Annotated in this window: 21 protein-coding genes; 9 read left to right on the top strand and 12 right to left on the bottom strand. The window is 64.1% G+C overall.

The window, feature by feature from the left end; genetic code table 11:
* The first annotated feature begins 202 nt into the window (after positions 1 to 202).
* Together ACQPXH_RS28440 and ACQPXH_RS28435 are read left to right on the top strand one after the other, a co-directional pair.
* Positions 203 to 514 carry a hypothetical protein gene (locus ACQPXH_RS28440; RefSeq protein ID WP_433599531.1) on the top strand — a complete coding sequence of 104 codons (312 nt, stop codon included), beginning with the start codon at positions 203 to 205 and terminating at the stop codon, positions 512 to 514.
* Between the two features lie 45 nt (positions 515 to 559).
* Positions 560 to 1,147: a GtrA family protein gene (locus ACQPXH_RS28435; protein ID WP_433599530.1), complete on the top strand. Its 588-nt coding sequence runs from the start codon at positions 560 to 562 to the stop codon at positions 1,145 to 1,147.
* Here the strand turns inward: ACQPXH_RS28435 and ACQPXH_RS28430 are convergent.
* The 3 genes from ACQPXH_RS28430 to ACQPXH_RS28420 all read right to left on the bottom strand — a co-directional run bounded on the left by ACQPXH_RS28430 (position 1,046) and on the right by ACQPXH_RS28420 (position 3,258).
* Complete coding sequence (locus ACQPXH_RS28430; RefSeq protein WP_433603606.1) at positions 1,046 to 1,684, bottom strand: Type 1 glutamine amidotransferase-like domain-containing protein; 639 nt, start codon at positions 1,682 to 1,684, stop codon at positions 1,046 to 1,048. The two genes, ACQPXH_RS28435 and ACQPXH_RS28430, sit on opposite strands and share 102 nt — an antisense overlap.
* Before the next feature lie 279 nt (positions 1,685 to 1,963).
* Positions 1,964 to 2,803, bottom strand: a complete 840-nt coding sequence (locus tag ACQPXH_RS28425; RefSeq protein ID WP_433599529.1) for a maleylpyruvate isomerase family mycothiol-dependent enzyme — start codon at positions 2,801 to 2,803, stop codon at positions 1,964 to 1,966.
* Positions 2,800 to 3,258: an HIT family protein gene (locus ACQPXH_RS28420; protein ID WP_433599528.1), complete on the bottom strand. Its 459-nt coding sequence runs from the start codon at positions 3,256 to 3,258 to the stop codon at positions 2,800 to 2,802. Before ACQPXH_RS28420 ends, ACQPXH_RS28425 begins: the two co-directional genes overlap by 4 nt.
* A gap of 280 nt (positions 3,259 to 3,538) precedes the next feature.
* Between ACQPXH_RS28420 and ACQPXH_RS28415 the strand changes: the two genes are divergently transcribed.
* From ACQPXH_RS28415 to ACQPXH_RS28405, 3 genes are read left to right on the top strand one after another with little or no spacing between them, the layout of a single operon-like run.
* Positions 3,539 to 4,798 carry a Re/Si-specific NAD(P)(+) transhydrogenase subunit alpha gene (locus ACQPXH_RS28415; protein ID WP_433599527.1) on the top strand — a complete coding sequence of 420 codons (1,260 nt, stop codon included), beginning with the start codon at positions 3,539 to 3,541 and terminating at the stop codon, positions 4,796 to 4,798.
* Positions 4,798 to 5,136: an NAD(P) transhydrogenase subunit alpha gene (locus tag ACQPXH_RS28410; RefSeq protein ID WP_433599526.1), complete on the top strand. Its 339-nt coding sequence runs from the start codon at positions 4,798 to 4,800 to the stop codon at positions 5,134 to 5,136. The genes ACQPXH_RS28415 and ACQPXH_RS28410 overlap by 1 nt, the downstream gene beginning before the upstream one ends.
* Positions 5,137 to 5,153: 17 nt before the next feature.
* On the top strand, positions 5,154 to 6,566 hold the full coding sequence (locus ACQPXH_RS28405) for an NAD(P)(+) transhydrogenase (Re/Si-specific) subunit beta (RefSeq protein WP_433603605.1): 1,413 nt from the start codon (positions 5,154 to 5,156) through the stop codon (positions 6,564 to 6,566).
* Positions 6,567 to 6,981: 415 nt separating this feature from the next.
* On the opposite strand, the gene ACQPXH_RS28400 is transcribed toward ACQPXH_RS28405, so the two are convergent.
* From ACQPXH_RS28400 to ACQPXH_RS28380, 5 genes are all read right to left on the bottom strand, one after another.
* Positions 6,982 to 7,329: a hypothetical protein gene (locus ACQPXH_RS28400; protein ID WP_433599525.1), complete on the bottom strand. Its 348-nt coding sequence runs from the start codon at positions 7,327 to 7,329 to the stop codon at positions 6,982 to 6,984.
* Positions 7,326 to 7,691, bottom strand: a complete 366-nt coding sequence (locus tag ACQPXH_RS28395) for a hypothetical protein (protein ID WP_433599524.1) — start codon at positions 7,689 to 7,691, stop codon at positions 7,326 to 7,328. Before ACQPXH_RS28395 ends, ACQPXH_RS28400 begins: the two co-directional genes overlap by 4 nt.
* A gap of 64 nt (positions 7,692 to 7,755) precedes the next feature.
* A complete protein-coding gene (locus tag ACQPXH_RS28390; protein ID WP_433599523.1) occupies positions 7,756 to 8,385 on the bottom strand; it encodes an AAA family ATPase in 630 nt (209 codons plus the stop codon).
* A complete protein-coding gene (locus tag ACQPXH_RS28385) occupies positions 8,382 to 9,005 on the bottom strand; it encodes a 3'-5' exonuclease (RefSeq protein WP_433599522.1) in 624 nt (207 codons plus the stop codon). The genes ACQPXH_RS28390 and ACQPXH_RS28385 overlap by 4 nt, the downstream gene beginning before the upstream one ends.
* Positions 9,002 to 10,168 carry a radical SAM protein gene (locus ACQPXH_RS28380; RefSeq protein WP_433599521.1) on the bottom strand — a complete coding sequence of 389 codons (1,167 nt, stop codon included), beginning with the start codon at positions 10,166 to 10,168 and terminating at the stop codon, positions 9,002 to 9,004. Before ACQPXH_RS28380 ends, ACQPXH_RS28385 begins: the two co-directional genes overlap by 4 nt.
* A gap of 156 nt (positions 10,169 to 10,324) precedes the next feature.
* On the opposite strand from ACQPXH_RS28380, the gene ACQPXH_RS28375 reads away from it, so the two are divergent.
* Positions 10,325 to 11,806, top strand: coding sequence for a helix-turn-helix domain-containing protein (locus ACQPXH_RS28375; protein ID WP_433599520.1), 1,482 nt, complete (start codon positions 10,325 to 10,327; stop codon positions 11,804 to 11,806).
* Here the strand turns inward: ACQPXH_RS28375 and ACQPXH_RS28370 are convergent.
* The 3 genes from ACQPXH_RS28370 to ACQPXH_RS28360 all read right to left on the bottom strand — a co-directional run bounded on the left by ACQPXH_RS28370 (position 11,803) and on the right by ACQPXH_RS28360 (position 14,501).
* Complete coding sequence (locus tag ACQPXH_RS28370; protein WP_433599519.1) at positions 11,803 to 12,516, bottom strand: HAD family hydrolase; 714 nt, start codon at positions 12,514 to 12,516, stop codon at positions 11,803 to 11,805. The two genes, ACQPXH_RS28375 and ACQPXH_RS28370, sit on opposite strands and share 4 nt — an antisense overlap.
* Before the next feature lie 606 nt (positions 12,517 to 13,122).
* Positions 13,123 to 13,515, bottom strand: a complete 393-nt coding sequence (locus ACQPXH_RS28365; protein ID WP_433603604.1) for an acyl-CoA thioesterase — start codon at positions 13,513 to 13,515, stop codon at positions 13,123 to 13,125.
* Positions 13,516 to 13,541: 26 nt separating this feature from the next.
* Positions 13,542 to 14,501, bottom strand: coding sequence for an AraC family transcriptional regulator (locus ACQPXH_RS28360; RefSeq protein WP_433599518.1), 960 nt, complete (start codon positions 14,499 to 14,501; stop codon positions 13,542 to 13,544).
* Between the two features lie 81 nt (positions 14,502 to 14,582).
* On the opposite strand from ACQPXH_RS28360, the gene ACQPXH_RS28355 reads away from it, so the two are divergent.
* From ACQPXH_RS28355 to ACQPXH_RS28345, 3 genes are all read left to right on the top strand, one after another.
* Positions 14,583 to 15,431, top strand: a complete 849-nt coding sequence (locus tag ACQPXH_RS28355) for an NAD(P)H-binding protein (protein WP_433599517.1) — start codon at positions 14,583 to 14,585, stop codon at positions 15,429 to 15,431.
* Between the two features lie 156 nt (positions 15,432 to 15,587).
* The gene (locus ACQPXH_RS28350) at positions 15,588 to 16,844 is read left to right on the top strand and encodes an MFS transporter (protein WP_433603603.1); all 1,257 of its coding nucleotides are present in this window, start codon (positions 15,588 to 15,590) and stop codon (positions 16,842 to 16,844) included.
* Positions 16,845 to 17,026: 182 nt separating this feature from the next.
* On the top strand, positions 17,027 to 17,263 hold the full coding sequence (locus ACQPXH_RS28345) for a ribosomal protein L7/L12 (RefSeq protein ID WP_433599516.1): 237 nt from the start codon (positions 17,027 to 17,029) through the stop codon (positions 17,261 to 17,263).
* A 13-nt stretch (positions 17,264 to 17,276) separates the two neighbouring features.
* Here the strand turns inward: ACQPXH_RS28345 and ACQPXH_RS28340 are convergent, their stop codons facing one another.
* A complete protein-coding gene (locus ACQPXH_RS28340) occupies positions 17,277 to 17,789 on the bottom strand; it encodes an Lrp/AsnC family transcriptional regulator (RefSeq protein WP_433599515.1) in 513 nt (170 codons plus the stop codon).
* Positions 17,790 to 17,848: the final 59 nt, after the last annotated feature.

The raw sequence follows: 17,848 nt of genomic DNA, 5'->3' as shown, positions 1-17,848 counted from the left end.
GCGGTACGGGCCAGGGTGAGTGCCCGACTGTAACAGCCGCGCGTCCCGTTCTCCCTGGAGGTTTGCTACAACGCGGAGCCCGGCGGGATTGTGGGCCGGTCCAGTGGTACCGGGTGCGTACGCTGGTAAGAATTCCGGACAAGGCGCCCATTCGGGGCGCTGTCCGATTCCATAAGGCGCGCAGGCGCGCCGAGGAGGTCTCATGCAGGTCGAGGCGCCGGATTACCGTGATTTGGTCGCTGCGGTGTTCTCCTACGAGGTTCTCGACGGGGGCATCGACCCGGACTCATTGCGCCGCATACACGCGGGCGATATCGCCGAATGGATCACGGCACTGGATCGCTCGGGCATGTTCGGCAAGACCGTGATCGCCACCCTGTCCGATCAGTGGCAGCGCAAACCCCGCCTCCTGCTCGAGGCCCTCCTGGAAGACGTCGACGACGTCACCCGCCGCCGCTGCCTCGTCGCCTGGTCCGCTCTGGACCACCGTTCGCCCCTCACCCAGATCGGCTGATCGGGATCGGGTGCCACCCGATCTTGTTTCCTGGACGATCACCTGATGGACACCTGCCGCTGGCATGCTGGCGGCGTGACGAGCACCGAGTCCCTGGTAGCGGGCTTCTCTCGCTGGTGCGAGGCCGTCGTCGCGCGGCTGCCGTTGGGGCTGAATCGCCTTGTCGCCCCGACGTTTCTCGGCTTCGCGCTGATCAACGGCTTCACCTTCGGTATCGATCTGGCGCTGCTCACGGTGCTGCACGGCTGGATCGGACTGCCCGTATGGCTATCGGTCACGGTGGCCTATATCTGCGCGTTCGGGCTCAGCTTCGTGCTCAACCGCACGTTCAACTTCCACTCGCACGCACCGGTCGGCAGGCAAGCGGTGGTGTATGTGGTGGTTGTCGTGATCAACTACGTCGCCTTCATCCTCGGCGTCGGCAGCGGACTGGCCGCGCTGGGCTTGGAATATCACCTGTCGCGGCTGCTGGCCGGGGCCTGTGAGGCGGTCTATATGTACTGCGCGATGCGCTGGGTGGTGTTCCGCGGGCTATCGCAAGATCTCGATATCGCTGCCGTCGACCACGACGACATCGTCGTCGGTGAGCGCCCAGTGCGCGATGCCCTCGGCCCGGTAGCGGGCGGCGAGTAGCACGGACGCACCGTCCGGATCGGTCGCGGAATTCAGGTGCGGCACGATGCGATGGTCGACCAGACCCAGTCCGTCCCATCGTGGTTCGATACCGCACGCCGGTTGGACCTCGGCCGGGTCGTCGGTGGATTCCAGCCCGTGCAGATCCGGGGTCAGCAGACAGGCGCCCGCGCTGTACCCGGCATACGCCAGCGCGTCGGCGGAGAGCAGCTTCGGCAGTACGAAATCTGCTCCGCTGCGGGCGAATTGGGCGCGCAAGACGAAGGTATTGCCGCCGCGCACCCATACCAGTGGGTATTTCGCCAGCGTGGCTTCCAGTTCGGTCGCACGACCGACGAATTCGCGTAGATCCAGCACCTCGGGGGAGTAGCCGAGCTTGCGCAGCGGGATCACGTCACTGGCGACCGCACCCGCCCAGGCTGCCGGCCAGGCGTCACATGCGTTGGGAATCACCGCGACTCGGCACGGCTCGCCGACGAGTGCGGCGAGCCGGTCGTAGTGTGCGCCGAATCGGTAGCTGGACAGGAAAAGTCGCACCGAGGTCACCGGCTCAGATCGCGTCTGATGACTCTGTCGGTGCCCTGTGGCAGACCGCCGTCTATCTGGGGCAACGACACTGGCCCCAGGTCCGGGAGCCCGAAGCGCGAGCCCCGGTGACCAGCGTCCGTGGACGGGAGGGCGCTGGCCCGCACGCTGGTGCGGGTGAAACCAGCCCGGATGAAGCGGAAACCGATGTGCGCAGTCTCGTGCTGTGCGCGGAGGACATCCGAGAAGGATGGTGTTTGGAAATGCCGAAAGGGGTTCCCAGACATGCTGTCAGATGGTGAAGGCCAGATTGCGGATCAGGCGGTTGCCGAGTTCATCGTCACCAGAGATGGTGAACTCGCCAAGGTGCGCATCCGCCTCGGTGCGTCCGCCGCGTAGCCGTGCGAACAGGCCGGAGTCCATGCCGACCACCACAGTTGCGGGCGCATCCAGGGTTTTCACGATATTGGCGCGGCCGTCCACCGCGACGTGCAGCGTCCGCGGCAACGGGCCGGTCAGCTCGAAGGCGATGCGCGATCCGTCCGGCGCCTGCGCACCCTTGGCCACCGCCCGCCCGATGGTGGCGGTGAGTTCGCCGAAGGCCCGCTCGGCCCGCGGTCCGCCCTCGTCGACGGATATGCCGAGCGCGTCAGCGATATCGAGTTCGTGCATCCAGCAGTCGAACAGCCGCACCCGCATGAACCGGCCATAGCTGACCTTGCCGATCGGCGATACGGTCTCGGCCTGCCATTCCGCATCACCGAAGGATGCGAGCGCCGCGCGCCTGCGGTCGGTAACTTCGCGGTACAGCTCGAGCAGTCGCGTACCCGACAGCGGCCGCAGCCGGTCGACCCAGATCTCGTTGAGCACGCCGGTCTCGTTGCGCACATGCGGGAGCGTGGTCACATCGATTTTGGGTCGGATCGGATCGTGCGCGGGCGGGCGCTCACCGAGCAACCAGGATTCCGTCCCGACGACGTGTGCCACCACATCGAACAGCGACCAGCCCGGCAGCGGAGACGGTGTGCGCCAACGCTCTTCGTCGAGATCGGCGACCAGCGTCGCGATCGTCTCCCATTGCTCGGACAGCAGGCCGGTCAGCTCGTGCCGGTCCTGGGTCGGGTCGGTCATTCTCGCTCCTCGGCGCTGGTCTCGTCTTCGTTTGCCAATGCCGATATACCGGCGCGGATGGCGGTCGCGGTGGACTCGGGGTCGTGCGGACGCCGCAGCAGCAGTCCGGCGGCGAAACTCAGTTTGTCCCCGTGCCGGCGCGGTATCACGTGCAGGTGGACGTGCGGGACGGTCTGGAAGGCGGCGGCGCCGTCATTGAGGACGAGATTCGCGCCGTCCGCGGCCAGGTCGCTACGCCTGATAGCCAGCGCGAGCCGGTGTCCGGCGCGGAAAATTTGCGCTCCCGATTCGGCGTCCAGATCCTCCAGTTCGGATGCGTGTCGCTTCGGGATGATCAGGGTGTGGCCGCGGGCGATCGGGCGAATGTCCAGGAACGCGCACAGCGTGTCGTCCTCGTAGACCTTGGTCGCCGGGGCCTGCCCCGCAGCGATGCGGCAGAAGACGCAGTCGTTCACACCGCCGACCATACGGCGTACCGCGCACCGGGAACATACTCGGCATGACGCATGTCACTATGCGAAGGTATTGCGCCGCACCGACCAGGATTCGAACCTTGGTGTTGGTCGCGAATCCGACATAACGGTGGAATCCGGCCGCAAATTGTGACCGCCATCTCAGCACGCTCACCGCTAGCCGGGTACAGTTGCGAGGATTTTGGACGAACTTACTCAACAGTAACATCGTCCGGCCGTCGACCGGTTGGTTGAAGCTCAGCCAGAGAAGGAAGTCTGACAAGTGGAGACAACGCAGAGCGCAGGCGACCAGTCGCCGCGCGGAGCGCGTGTCGGAGTCGTTCGCGAGTCAAACGCGGGCGAGCGGCGTGTCGCATTGGTGCCCAAGATCATCCCGAGCCTGCTGAAGCAGGGCGTGGAGGTGGTGGTCGAGGCGGGTGCCGGTATCGGTGCGCTCATTCCGGACGCGGCCTATGTGGATGCGGGCGCGACCATCGGTGATCCGTGGTCGGCCGATGTGGTCGTGAAGGTTGCTCCGCCCAGTGACGCCGAGGTGGCGCAGTTGCGCAGCGGGCAGACCCTGATCGGCTTCCTCGCTCCGCGCAATGCCGACAACCAGATTCCCGCGCTGAAATCGGCCGGGGTGCAGGCCTTCGCCGTGGAGGCGATTCCGCGTATCTCGCGGGCGCAGGTGATGGATGCGCTGTCCTCGCAGGCCAATGTCTCCGGATACAAGGCTGTGCTGCTGGCGGCGTCGGAATCCACCCGCTTCTTCCCGATGCTCACCACCGCCGCAGGCACGGTGAAACCCGCGACCGTGCTGGTGCTCGGTGTAGGTGTCGCGGGTCTGCAGGCTCTGGCGACGGCGAAGCGTCTGGGTGGGCGGACCACCGGCTACGACGTGCGCCCCGAGGTCGCTGATCAGGTGCGGTCGGTCGGTGCGCAGTGGCTGGATCTGGGCATCGATGCCGCCGGTGAGGGTGGTTATGCCCGTGAGCTCACCGACGAGGAGAAGGCCAAGCAGCAGCAGGCGTTGGAGGATGCGATCAAGGGCTTCGACGTGGTGATCACCACCGCGCTCGTGCCCGGACGTCCCGCGCCCCGCTTGGTCACCGCGGCAGCGGTGGAGGGGATGAAGCCCGGCAGTGTGATCGTGGATCTGGCCGGTGAGACCGGCGGCAACTGCGAGTTGACCGAGCCCGGTGAGGTCGTGGTCAAGCACGAGGTGACGATCGCCTCGCCGTTGAACCTGCCCGCGACGATGCCCGAGCATGCCTCGGAGTTGTACTCGAAGAATATCGCGGCGTTGCTGGAGTTGATGCTGGTCGACGGAAAGCTCGCGCCGGATTTCGATGATCAGGTGCTCGCCGATTCCTGCGTCACCCGTGATTCGACCGAATCGGTCGACGCGACCGAGGCCGTGGCGTCAGCTGAGACTGCGGAGCCCGCCGAGGTGGCGGAGTCCGGTGAGGCGACGGAGTCCGGTGAGGCGACGGAGTCCGGTGAGGCGACGGAGACGACTGAGGCGAAGGTGAAGAACTGATGTATACCGAACTGCTGGCGAATATCGCGATCCTGGTGCTGTCCGGGTTCGTCGGGTTCGCCGTCATCTCCAAGGTCCCCAATACCCTGCATACCCCACTCATGTCGGGTACCAACGCCATTCACGGCATCGTCGTGTTGGGTGCGCTGGTCACTCTCGGGAATGTCAAGGATCCTTCGGTCCTGACCCAGATCATTCTGTTCGTCGCGGTCGTGTTCGGAACCCTGAACGTCATCGGTGGTTTCGTGGTGACCGACCGGATGCTGGGGATGTTCAAGGGTAAGAAGGCCGCACCGGTGAAGGCTGCCTCCGCGGAGCGGTCAGAGGGAGCAGCGTGATGCATACCTTCGACAATGTGACCTATCTGGTCAACGGGCTCTACATCATCGCCTTCGGCATGTTCATCTACGGTCTGATGGGTTTGACCGGGCCGAATACCGCGGTGCGCGGCAACTTGATCGCCGCGGCGGGCATGGTGATCGCCGTGGTGGCGACGCTGATCTCCATCCGCCACACCTCCAACTGGATCCTGATCGTGGCCGGGCTCGTGGTCGGCGTGGTACTGGGTGTGCCGCCGGCGAAGTACACGAAGATGACCGCGATGCCGCAGTTGGTGGCCGCGTTCAACGGTGTCGGTGGTGGCACGGTCGCGTTGATCGCGTGGTCGGAGTTCATCAACAGCAATGGTTTTTCGCATTTCGATGAAGAACCCACCGTGCACATCGTGATCGGTTCGCTGTTCGCGGCGATCATCGGTTCGGTGTCGTTCTGGGGCTCGCTGATCGCGTTCGGCAAACTGCAGGAGATCCTGCCCGGACGTCCGATCGGTGTGGGCAAACTTCAGCAGCCGTTGAACCTGCTGCTGCTACTCGGTGCGATCGCCGCCGCAGTGGTGATCGGTATCGGCGCCACCAAAGACGGTGTGCCCCAGTACTGGATGATCGCGGTGCTCGTGCTCGCCGGTGTGCTCGGCTTGATGGTCGTGTTGCCGATCGGTGGCGCGGATATGCCGGTGGTTATTTCGCTGTTGAACGCGTTGACCGGTTTGTCGGCGGCCGCAGCGGGTTTGGCGTTGAACAACACCGCGATGATCGTGGCGGGCATGATCGTCGGCGCGTCCGGCACCATCCTGACCAACCTGATGGCCAAGGCCATGAACCGCTCCATCCCCGCCATCGTCGCGGGTGGATTCGGTGGCGGCGGAACAGCTCCCGGCGCTTCGGATGGGGAGCAGAAGCAGGCCAAGGCCACCTCCGCGGCCGATGCCGCGATCCAGATGGCCTACGCGAACCAGGTCATCGTGGTCCCCGGCTACGGTATGGCCGTGGCCCAGGCTCAGCACGCGGTCAAGGAAATGGCGTCCTTGTTGGAAGCCAAGGGCGTCGAGGTCAAATACGCCATCCACCCCGTCGCCGGTCGTATGCCCGGCCACATGAACGTCCTGCTCGCCGAGGCCGAGGTGTCCTATGACGCGCTCAAGGAAATGGACGACATCAACGGCGAATTCTCGCGCACCGACGTGGCTTTGGTGATCGGCGCCAACGACGTCACCAACCCCGCCGCCCGCGAGGACTCCTCCTCCCCGATCTACGGCATGCCCGTGTTGAACGTCGACCAGGCCAAGAGCGTGATCGTGCTCAAGCGTTCCATGAATTCTGGTTTCGCCGGTATCGACAACCCACTCTTCTACGCTGACCACACCTCGATGCTCTTCGGTGATGCGAAGAAGTCGGTCGGTGCGGTCACCGAGGAACTCAAGGCCCTGTAACTACCTGTGCGCGAAAGGCCCTCCGCCCGAGGGCCTTTCGCGCTTCTACGTACCCGGCTCCGATGTGGGCTCTCGCGTTCGGTGCGTTCGCGTTCACGTTGCTATGTTCGGGGATCCGATACTCGACCCATGCCACCCTTCCGTTCAGATCGTTCCGCGTGAATTCTCTTGAGCTGTAAAGAATTCCGCCCAGTACTCTCGACGGATCGAATCCCACAATCCTGATAGTTTCGGGAACCGCTCACGCATGTCCGCCAAGTCGGGGGCAGCGGCGTGCGCAGTAGCCGAAAACAAAGGTTGTGTCTCGGATTCGTTACCCACCAGCTTTATTCGAATGCGGTGGTGATCGAGTAGCCAGTGTGCGACCCAGCCGTCCACTTCTGTACAGCGCTCGCTCATACCAGCCCCCAAGAAGTTATTGATTGCCTTCGCTACCGGGAGTGTTCGCGCCCGGGGCGGGTGATGCCAACTCCGAAAGCCTGCTCAACACTTCGCGAATCGTCTGTGTCGTCGGCCCGTTGTGTGCCCACGACTGGCTGTCCAGTGGCGGGAACGCGAGCCCCCGCGCGGCGGCGCGCTCGCGTGGGCTAGAAGTCTGCGGTGCGAGTCGCCCCGCATCCACCAACGTGCGGTATGCTGCCGCTTTCCATAGGCAGTAGGCGACCCGGCAGGTGAGATGACGTTGCATCTGCTTGTGTGCCAGTTCGACATCGGCGTTGTCGCAGACCTGCGCGGGCGTCACGATCACGGTCCCGTTCATCACGCCGCCCCCGTTTCGATCGGTGCCGGGTACATGACCCGCGCCCAAGTCTGTGGCGGGCACACGGTTTGCAGGTCGAAGTCTTCGCAGACCCGCGCCGGTTGGTTATCGACGTGGGCCAGGTCGTACACCACAATCGCCGCCACGCCCAGCCCCGCCGCGATACCCAGCGCGTAGCCGATCGGGTCGGTAGCCCCTTGTGGGGGCCGCACCGTGTAGAGGTAGCGCAAGCCCAGCGATCGGGCGTGCCGCTCGACCGCGAGTGCGTGTCGGGGCGCCTCGAGTCCGGAGATGGCCCCGCGCACGAATCCGATCGCTTTCGGTCGGCGGTCTTCGTCTGGGATGTCAGGTTCTGCGGGTTGCATGCTCTCACCACCAGTAACTGTCAGTTGCATTGCGAGTGAAGGGGAATAGGGAGGATCAGGCCGCTCACGCGGTCGCGCTGGCAGGGCCGGGGATCGCGTCGTCACCGAGTTGTTCGGCGACGAAACCAGTCGCCAGTGCCAGCGCGGCCTCGTGGCCATCGGCAGCCAGAGGCAGGCATGGGAGCGCCAACTCATTCAGCACCGCCCCGACGTGGTAGTCGGCCAGTGTCCGGAATTTCTGGTTGCCGTCGCGGGTCTTGTTGGTGCCCAACGGAATATCCGGGTCGAGTTGCGTGCGGAAGACGAGGTGATAGCGGTCGCTATGGGCGCGAGCCAGCGTCTCCAGATACGCCCATCCATCAGGGTCCGGGGTATCGCCGCGATAGTCCAGAGCGGCCCGGTAGTAGCCCAGCGCGTCGGGGACCGCGCGGTCGACCAGCACCACATCACCGTGCAGCCACGCCTCGAGCTCGTTGCTGATCCCGCGCGTCATGATCCACAACGTGGAGGTCCAGGTGTGATTCCACAGGATCGGCAACCCCAAGCGTTGCGCTTGTTCACCCAGGTCCGCGACCGTGGAGACTTGCAGGCCCGTCCGGCGTAGCTCGTGAGCGAGCCGGGCAAGGAAGGTGCTCTTGCCGGTGGAATGGGTGCCGACCACCGCGACGGTGACCGGCTGATCGAGGGAATTCACCACAAACCTCCTTCGGGTTCTGGAACAGGCAGGAACTCGGGAAGGCCAGCCGCAGTAACCAACTCGGGCCAGTCCAGTTCGCCATCGGTGATCAATGCGCACAGCAACTGCCACGCGGCCCAGGTGTCGTATCCGGCGCGGTGGTAGCCCGGTCCGTCAATGGTGCTGGTGTCGAGTTGGCCGCGTTCGATGAGTTTGTCCAGCGCATACGAATCCAGCCCCTGCCAGACCGTCTTTGCCAGCCGCAGCGTGTCCAGAATCAACGGCGGGTTCCAGTCCGGCAGATGCGCCGTGAGGACCTTGCGTTCGACAGTGGCGTTGTGGGCGACCAGCACCCGCCCGCACAGGGCTTCGTCGATCTCGTCGGCAACCTCTCGCCAGGGCGGGCAGTCGGACAGATCGGAGTTGGTGATTCCGTGGACCTTGCGCGTGACGATCGATGTCACCGGCTGTTGCGGCTGGATCAGCCACGACCGCAACGCATCCGGGGTCGTCGGCCCGTCCACCGGCAACACCGCGATCTCGATGATCTCGGGTGGGTTCTGCCCGTTGCCCTCCACGTCGACCACGGCCAATTGCCGCTCGTGCAGGGTGTTCGGGAACGGAATCGGTGTCGTCATGATGGCGTGTGCTCCCTCGTGGTGGGCCAGCCCAGGTCGGCGCGGCCGTGCCGGTTGTGGTGGTGTGGTTTGTCGATGTCGTGGACCTGGTAGCCGTGACCGTGCTGGAGGCAGTAGCGGCGTTGGTCGTCCAGCCCGGCCACGACCACAGCGCGGTCGTTGATCTCTACGAGGGTGCCGCCCAGGTCGGCGGCCTGATCGGCGACATGCCGTTCGTCGGGGCGTCGCCATGCACGAGCGCACCGCTGTAGCTGCGCGACCGGACAGATGTCGCACAGTTCGCGGATGCCGTAATGGCCGTTGTAGTCGGCGATTCCGTGTGCGTAGGCGACCGCGCAACTGGTCTTGCGGAACAACGGCGAACCGGGCCGACTCGTGTCGACAGCATCGAGAATCCGTCGTTCCAGCGCCTCGGGAAACACCTTGCGCCGGGCACCGTCCGGATACGGTTCGGGCAGTCCGTTCGCCCGGTAATAGTCGCGGATCTGGTCTTTGAAGAACAGGCCAGTGAACACCGTCGCGTGCGCGTGGTGGCTCAGCGCGAGCGCACGGCGTAGATGCTCGTCCGAGTCGTTTAGACCCGGCACGATCGGCCGCCAATACAACACCACCCGATACCGGTTCGCGCGCTCGAAAGCCGTCGCCAGCGACTGCGCCGCGATCGCCGAATCCACCGGCTCCACACGGGGGTCATCGATACCCGAATGCGTCACCAGCACAGTGACTTTCAGATTCCTGATCGAGTTCAGGACCGCGCAGTCCTCCGGCTCGATCCGCCACCGGGTGATCACCAGAACGTGGTTTGTCAACCCGCGCGCATCCAGCAGTTTCAGCATGGTGAAGGTGTGCTGCTTGACCCTGGGCAACATCGGGTCGGTAGCCCGGTTCAGCAGCTGGATCGGTGTCGCGTGCGGCCGGAAGTACCGATGACGGGTGAGCAGGTCGGCGGCCTCCTGGTCGTCCATCAGCGCTCGCGGAACCTTCATCTCGAAGTTGTCGAACAGATGCCGCACGCAATACCCGCAATCCAGCGGGCACCCCACAATCCAGTTCAGACTGAGCCCGGACTTGCGGTACTCGATTACCTCCAGCAGTTCCGGCCGCATCCTCGCTCGCTGTGCCACGTCCAGCAGCGGAACACCGTGGCGGGTAGTCGTTGTCATGGCCTGTGCCTCCCATTCGATTCCAGGCCACCGGTTTGCGGTGCCTACATCGAGCAGACCGCCGCACCCCCCAGGCAAGGAAGAAGGCAAATCGCCGGAAAGCCGATTTGCCGCCCCCGTGCGGTAGGTAAGAATGAACCGATGCAGGGGGTACCGATGAACAACCCGACCAGCGAATCAGAACGGCAATCGGCAACCATCGCCGACCAGTTGGCATGCGAAATCAAGCTTCGCAGGCAGGCGGCGGGTCTGAGTCAGCGCCAGCTTGCTGCCAAGATTCGCTATACACGTCAGTACGTCGGCATGGCCGAGAGTCAGGACGCCGTGCTCCCATCGCGCGAGCTTGTGGCCGCGCTGGACGCCGGGCTCGGTGCGGACGGCGCACTGGTGGCACTGCGCGCGCAGGCCCACGACGTGCAACGCGCCACGCGCATGCGCAACAGGTCGACCGCCCTGGAGGACACGGGCAGCGGCACCGCCGTCATGTTGCCGGTTATCGTCGACGGCCGAGTTGCATCACTGCCTCTCGATCCGCATATCGTCGGTCTAGCGGGTGGCGGACTTGCCGGACCCGCTGGCAAATCCGAAGACGATGGGGATTTTTCTGTGATAGACCGTCGCACACTCCTCACGCATGGAATTGCGGTCGCGGCAACTGGCGTATTAGACCCCGACCTTATTCGTAACTCTGACCCCGTAGAGGCTGTCGTTCGTTCAAGACACGTTTCTGAACGCACCCTTACTAGCTTTGCGGCCGTGACCCGCTTACTTGCAGGCCAAAGACAAAGCATTGCGCCCGATGCGCTACTGACACTCATTTCGGCGCATCGGAATTCGGTGACAGCGCTGTTTCGGAGCGCCGCCGACGAACGGGTCAAAAATCAGATCGGTTTCCTCCTTGGCGAAACCTCAATCGTGGCGAGTCGACTCTGGAGCGCAACTGGAGATCGTTCGATGGCGCTGGCGAGTTGCGCATTCGCAAAACGTCTAGCGGACGATATTAGAGACCCGGCCCTCGGTGGGATTGCAAGAATCTTCGAAAGCAATCTTCGCTCGGACGCCGCGACGCTGATCGGTTCAGACGGCGACATCGTGGACGGTCTCCAGCTGCTCGGGGAAGCCGCGGCCGTCGCCGATGTTCTTCCGCCCTCCGCGCAAGCTCGGATAGCAGCGGAGCAGGCACAGGCATTCGCAGTGTTGGAGCTGGCCAGGGAATGTCGAGAAGCACTAGCGCGCGCACGCCGCGCTGTAGACGAGATCGCCGAGCCCGATCAGACCGGTCTCTTCAGCGATTGGAATCCGACGCGGCTTATGGTCTATGAAGGAACATGCTGGCTACTCCTTAACGAACCTCGGAAAGCGATAAGTGCACTGAATCAAGCCATCAGTACAACCACAGCAGATAATCGGAATGTCGCTCTCGCCGCTCGAGTCGACCTCGCGAGCGCCCACGTACTGAGTGGCGAACTAGAAGAAGGGTGCCGCATGCTGGGAGACGCATACGAAAATCTTGTTGCAATGGGAAATTCGCGAGGGATTGAACGCGCTCAGCGCGCGCTCAGCCGACTGGAGCCATGGAAAACTGAAACGCCGGTTCGGGAGCTTCGGGAGAGGATAGAAACCCTAAAGGTCTCCTAATTACCTGCTAAGGAAGCTACGGCCGAGACCACCATATCTGTGTCCAGCCGATCCAAGGCCGCGTCGGGAGAATGCAGTTCTAGCTCATTACGGGGCATTCGATGCGCGACCGCGATAACGTGAAAACCTGCATGACGAGCACAAGCAATGTCGTTCGGGGCATCACCAATGACAACCGTCCGACTCGCATCCAGCGTAGTGCCGTATTGAGCGGCGAACCGTTCGACAACGACGGCAGGAAGCTCGAACCGGTCACGCGCGTCATCGCCGAACGCGCCGATACCCAGATCCAGGTGTCGGTCCAGGCCCGATACGCGAAGCTTGACTTCGGCTGCTACACGCAGATTTCCGGTCAAGACAGTCTGCACGAACCCGTGTTCGTGCAGTGAGGCAATGGAATCAAACGCACCGGGATACGCTGGCTGCTCTCGGGCGAGTTCCTGTTCCCCCTCGAACATCACATGGGCCAGTACCTCGTGAAACCGCTCGACGCCCTCTTCGGCAACTTCCGACTGCACGCCCGAACCGATAGCTGTATCCACAACAATCGACTCGTCGGTGTAGCCATGCACGCGCGCCTTCGGGAAGACGATCGACTCCTCTTGAAGACCATATGTGCGGGCGACAGCCCTTCGGAGCCAACGCAAGTCAGCCGGTATCAAGGTGCCGTCAACATCCCAGACGACCAGACCCGCGTAAGCCGCACTCATATCGAGCATTCTGGCATGAGGCCTCTCGGGGCCGCACTCTGCGCGTCGTAAGGCTAGTTGTGCAACCCTGCTGTCGCAGCCGCTTTTCCTAGCTATCAACCTATCAACGCCATGTGCGTTACGGATGAGCTGCCAACCCACGCCGCCTGAGCATCCACTACTGCACAGGGCCATCGCAACATATGGCGCTGAGCGATCGTTCACCGGCTACCACGTTGCCCTGGAGGCGCCAGACGTGAAGAACCATAAGAAGTGGATCAACCGGCGGATCTACAGCGCTGAGCGGTCCTCATGCACGCCAAGCGCGGACAGAACTACCTGCTGCCTCACGACGCGACTGTGCCCCTATCTTGGGTGGGTGAACGCTCTGTAATGCCGCACGTCGGCCGTTCGGGAGCGCGGCATCCGCCGATCGGCTGGCCGAACTCGGTGTGTCGGAAGACGAACTGACTACCGACCTTTACGCCGATGCTGTTGCGCAAGCGCGCAAACGAACGAAGCAAATTTGAACCACGGGCAATTCCTGTACCTTCTCGGGAATATTCGTTGTTCAGCCACGAAAACAGGTGTCCCACAGTGGTCTCTGTGCCGACAAATCCGGCATGTTCAATCAGTGACCAGGGCACTGGCAGCGGTGCGAATTACTTCCGGTATTTCTACTGGTTTGCGGGTTTCGTTGTCCACGTAGACGTGGACGAAGGTGCCGGTGGCGGCCAGTTCCAGCGCGTCGCCCGTTTCGCGGAAGATGGCCAGGTCGTAGGTGATGCTGGAGCGGCCGAGGCGGGAGATACGCAGGCCTACCTGGAGTTGGTCCGGAAAGCTGAGCGAGCCGTGGTACTGGCAGGAGGTCTGGGCAACCACCCCGAGGGCGGGCAGTTCGCGGACATCCGTGCCCGTGGCGTGCATGAGCCAGGCGTTGACCGCGGTGTCGAAGTACGAGTAGTACGTCACGTTGTTCACATGGCCGTAGTGGTCGTTATCTGCCCACCGGGTCGGCATCGGCCAGAGGACCGGATACTGCTGCGTCACCCGGCCGACGTTAGCTCAGCCGGGGTGCTGCCCTGCCGGTGGTCGCGCGGACTCACACCGAAGTGGCGTTTGAATGCCGTGCTCAGTGCGAACGCGCTGCCGTAGCCGACCTGGCGGGCAATGGATTCGATGGTGGCATCGGATTCCTGTAGCAGGTCCGCGGCCAAAGCCAGCCGCCATTCGGTGAGGAACGCCATCGGCGGTTCACCGACCAGATCGGTGAACCGGCGAGCGAGCGCAGCCCGCGAAACCCCCACCGCCTCCGCCAAGCTGGCGACCGTCCAGCCGTGCCCCGGATTGTGCTGCAACAGCCGCAGCGCCTTGCCGACCAGCGGATCGCTGTAGGCGTGATACCAGGCGGGCGCGTCATTGCGGGCGAACCAGGCGCGCAGGGCCGCGATCAGCACCATATCGAGCAGTCGGTCCAGGACGACACCTTGTGCCGGCTCGTCCTTGATGGCTTCATCGACCAGGATGTCGAGCAGCCGGGTGTCGAAATCGCCGCGCTGCAAGATGATTACCGGCGGGAGGGCACGCAACAGCCGCTGACTCGCCGCGCCGGCCGACTCATAGGTGCCCGTGACCATCAGGGTGGCGCCGTCCGCATCGGTGCCCCACTGGCGCACGCCGAGACTCAATGTCTCGCAGAGGATTTCACCGTCGGCCGTCTTGGTGATGTTGCCTGGATCGATGAAGATCTGCGGTGCGGTGGCCGGATCGTCGGCGACCGTATACGGATCGGGACCGCGGAAGATCGCGATATCGCCGGCGCTCACTTGTCGCGGCTTACTGCCCGCGGCATCGGTCATGATCCAGGCGGTGCCGCGGACCATCGACACCACCGTCAGCGGCGCCCGATCCTGGATGCGCAGCGACCACGGCGGGTCGAGCAGTGAACACATGACGAACGCACCTCGGGCGCGTGGACCTTCGAGCAGACTGGCGAGCGCATCCACACCACAAACAGTAGACGCTGACGCATGATCACGAGTCGCTGAAGTATGTTTCGTCGCGCGCCGCGCCGATGTACTGGAAACATGACAAACAGCACCTCCCACCAGCGCCTCATCCTCGTCACCGGCGGTACGGGCAAGACCGGCAGCCGCATCGCGACCCGGCTCCGGCAGGCCGGTCATCGGATCCGGATCGGATCGCGCGCGGCCGAGATCCCCTTCGACTGGGCCGACCGCAGCACGTGGACACCGGCACTGTTCGGCGTGGACACGGTGTACATCGCCTTCCAGCCGGATCTGGCGGTACCGGGTGCGCCCGAGATCATCCGCGCATTCATCAATGCGGCCAAGGTCAACGGTGTGCGCAAACTCGTGCTGCTCTCCGGACGCGGCGAACCGGAGGCCGTGGCGTGTGAGCAGATCGTGCAGGGTTCGGGGCTCGACTGGACCATCGTGCGCTGCAGCTTCTTCGCACAGAACTTCAGCGAAGGCGCATTCCTGGAGTATGTGCTCGCCGGTGCGGTGGCGCTGCCCAATGGCGATGTGCCGGAACCGTTCGTGCATGCCGACGATATCGCCGATGTCGCGTTCGCCGCGTTGACCGAGGACGCGCACAGCGGCGAACTCTACGAACTGACCGGCCCCAGGTCGTTGACGTTCTCCGAAGCCGTCGCGGAAATCGCCTCGGCGACCGGACGCGAAGTCGCTTTCATCCCGATCTCGCGCACGGATTTCGTTGCGGCACTGACCGAGTACCGGGTTCCCGCCGACGCCGTCAGCCTGCTGGACTACCTGTTCGGCACGATCCTGGACGGCAGGAACGCCGAGACCACGGACGGCGTCCAGCGTGCGCTCGGCCGGGCACCGAAAGACTTCCGGGATTACGCCGACGAGACTGCGGCCACCGGAATTTGGAACATCTCGAGCGAGTAGGTGGTTGTAGGAAGTAAGACCGCCGCACGGACGCCCGATCTCAACGACGAGATCCGCGGAGCCGGACCCTCGGCCGATGATGTCCTTGACCGGCTCCCCGTGCGGCCGCGAGATCGCGCCCGACGCGGTACCGTCGAATCGGTGGCGACCACGACGATCGATCCGCAGATACGGATAGCACGCGCCGCGGTATTCGTGGTGTTCGCGTTGAACGGTTTCCTGCTGGCCAATTGGGTGGTGCACATACCGGCAATTACCGACCGGACCGGTATCGCGCATTCCACACTCGGCATGTTCATTCTGATGCTGGCCGGTGCGGGCATTGTCGGCATGCGCATCGCGGGCCCGCTCGCCGACCGATTCGGCAGCCGGACCGTGGTCGCGGCCGCCGCGGCGATCGTCTCGATATCCGTGCTCGGCCCCGGACTCGCGACCGGACCTGTCAGCCTGGCGACTGCCTTGGCCTGCTTCGGTTTCGGCAACGGCGCGCTCGACGTTTCGATGAATACCCAAGCGGTGCATGTCGAGCGGGCCTATGACCGACCGATCATGTCGGCGTTCCACGCTTTGTTCTCCGGTGGCGGATTCCTCGGCTCGCTGCTGGGTGCGGCGGCTCAGGGTGCGGGATGGGATGTGCGCCTGAGCTTGTCGCTCGCCTCGGTGGCGGGGTTGGCGATTACCGCCGCGCTGGTGCCACGTCTGCTGGTCGGCACCGGATCTCCGGCACGAGAGACGAATTCGGACGCGCTCCTGGAAAGCGGGCCACCCGACCACATTCCGGAAAGCACGGACCACGGTCGTGAGTCCGAAGCGGCACCGCATGATGACGGAACAGCCCGGTCGACGACCGCACCGAACCGCTCCCGAAAAGTTTGGGCGCTGGCCGCGATCGCCTTCGCGCTGCTCCTCACCGAGGGCGTCGCCGCCGACTGGAGCGCCCTGCAGGTCCGCGACCACCTCGATGTCGACGATGCCACCGCCGCACTGGCATTCGGCGCATTCTCCTGCACCATGACCGCGGGCCGTTTCACCGCCGACCGCGTCGCGGGTGCGTTCGGACGTGTCGCCGTCGTCCGCTACGGCACCTTGATCGCCGCATTCGGATTGGGCCTGATCATGGCTTCGGGATGGGTGCCGCTGACGCTGCTCGGCTGGGCGATGTGCGGCCTCGGCCTCTCTGGCGGCATCCCGCAAATCTTCACCGCCGCAGGCAATCTCGGCTCGACCACGGCGGCTACCGATATGTCGCGGGTATTCAGCCTCGGTTACCTCGGCCTGCTCGCGGGCCCCTCCATCATCGGCTGGCTTACCGCACTGGTCCCACTCACCGCCGCAATGGTCGTTCCGCTCATCGCGGTCCTGCTCTGCTGTGGCTACGCGGGTGCGGTTGTCCCACAACGGACTACCGGATAGCAGCTGATTCCCGGGCAAGCGCGGCGAACTCACGCCATTTGCGGCAGGGGCCAGCTCGGTCGGATCGGCAGTGAGCACGCACTGGCAGCTCGGCGCTGCACCCATCCGGAGCATCCGGATCGCTGCGGGTTGTCGTGGATGCCACGCGTCGTCCAATCGGATAGCGTCGGTAAGTTCGAAAGATGTTCGACAACAACAGACTCGAGCGCCGGATCGATCAGCTCGAACGCAAGCTCGACATGATCATCAAGCACCTCGGTCTCCCGAACCATGACCCGGCGACGCCCTATGACGAAATCGACGAACTCATTCGGCAGGGCAAAAAGATCCACGCCATCAAGCTCTATCGCACTCTGACGGGCCGCGGTCTGCGGGAGGCCAAGGATGCGATCGAAGAGCGCGAGCGACACTTGCGCTGACGAGGCGTCCGGATCAGGCTCGTAGCGAGCGATCGGCGGTGCCGGCCAGACGATCCAGTAGTGGAGCCGTGCGCGGTCCGACAAATTGCTGCATCACCAAAGCCATGTTGGTGCGTTCCACCCCTGGAATCTTCAATATCTGACCGGCGATCCGGTACAGATCGTCCGCATCCCGCGCCACCACGCGCACGGTGAGATCGGTCAGGCCGGTCATGCCGCACACCTCGGTCACCTCCGGCACCCGGGCGAGTTCGGCGACCACCGAATCCAATCGGTGTTGATCGACGACGACGGCGACGAAGGCCGCCAGCGGGTAGCCCAGCGCCTGCGGTTGCACTCGACGTTCGAAGCTGGCGAGCACACCGGCCGCCTCCCAGCGCGACAACCGCGCCTGCACGGTATTGCGGGACAACCCGAGCCGGGTCGCCAGCTCGACACCGGTCGCGCGTGGGTTGGCGACCAGCTCGAGCAACAGCCGCGCGTCGGTGGCGTCCAGTGTCACGTCGGCGGGTTCTCTACTGGTCATACAACGCAGTATGACATCAGTTCGCCGCCCAGATTTGGGCATTCTGCTTACTCGTGCGT

Origin of the sequence: Nocardia sp. CA-135953, assembly GCF_050955735.1 — a bacterium.
In the GTDB taxonomy this organism is placed as follows: Bacteria; Actinomycetota; Actinomycetes; order Mycobacteriales; family Mycobacteriaceae; genus Nocardia.
Note: the sequence above shows the minus strand (reverse complement) of the source record. Positions and strands in the feature narration are given on the sequence as shown.

Coding starts and splice junctions, on each gene's coding strand:
- ACQPXH_RS28370 (WP_433599519.1), bottom strand. CDS start 12,516: ATGAGTGCGGCTTACGCGGGTCTGGTCGTCTGGGATGTTGACGGCACC.
- ACQPXH_RS28375 (WP_433599520.1), top strand. CDS start 10,325: ATGAACAACCCGACCAGCGAATCAGAACGGCAATCGGCAACCATCGCC.
- ACQPXH_RS28435 (WP_433599530.1), top strand. CDS start 560: ATGGACACCTGCCGCTGGCATGCTGGCGGCGTGACGAGCACCGAGTCC.
- ACQPXH_RS28365 (WP_433603604.1), bottom strand. CDS start 13,515: ATGCCGACCCGGTGGGCAGATAACGACCACTACGGCCATGTGAACAAC.
- ACQPXH_RS28380 (WP_433599521.1), bottom strand. CDS start 10,168: ATGACAACGACTACCCGCCACGGTGTTCCGCTGCTGGACGTGGCACAG.
- ACQPXH_RS28345 (WP_433599516.1), top strand. CDS start 17,027: ATGTTCGACAACAACAGACTCGAGCGCCGGATCGATCAGCTCGAACGC.
- ACQPXH_RS28425 (WP_433599529.1), bottom strand. CDS start 2,803: ATGACCGACCCGACCCAGGACCGGCACGAGCTGACCGGCCTGCTGTCC.
- ACQPXH_RS28355 (WP_433599517.1), top strand. CDS start 14,583: ATGACAAACAGCACCTCCCACCAGCGCCTCATCCTCGTCACCGGCGGT.
- ACQPXH_RS28385 (WP_433599522.1), bottom strand. CDS start 9,005: ATGACGACACCGATTCCGTTCCCGAACACCCTGCACGAGCGGCAATTG.
- ACQPXH_RS28395 (WP_433599524.1), bottom strand. CDS start 7,691: ATGCAACCCGCAGAACCTGACATCCCAGACGAAGACCGCCGACCGAAA.
- ACQPXH_RS28340 (WP_433599515.1), bottom strand. CDS start 17,789: ATGACCAGTAGAGAACCCGCCGACGTGACACTGGACGCCACCGACGCG.
- ACQPXH_RS28440 (WP_433599531.1), top strand. CDS start 203: ATGCAGGTCGAGGCGCCGGATTACCGTGATTTGGTCGCTGCGGTGTTC.
- ACQPXH_RS28410 (WP_433599526.1), top strand. CDS start 4,798: ATGTATACCGAACTGCTGGCGAATATCGCGATCCTGGTGCTGTCCGGG.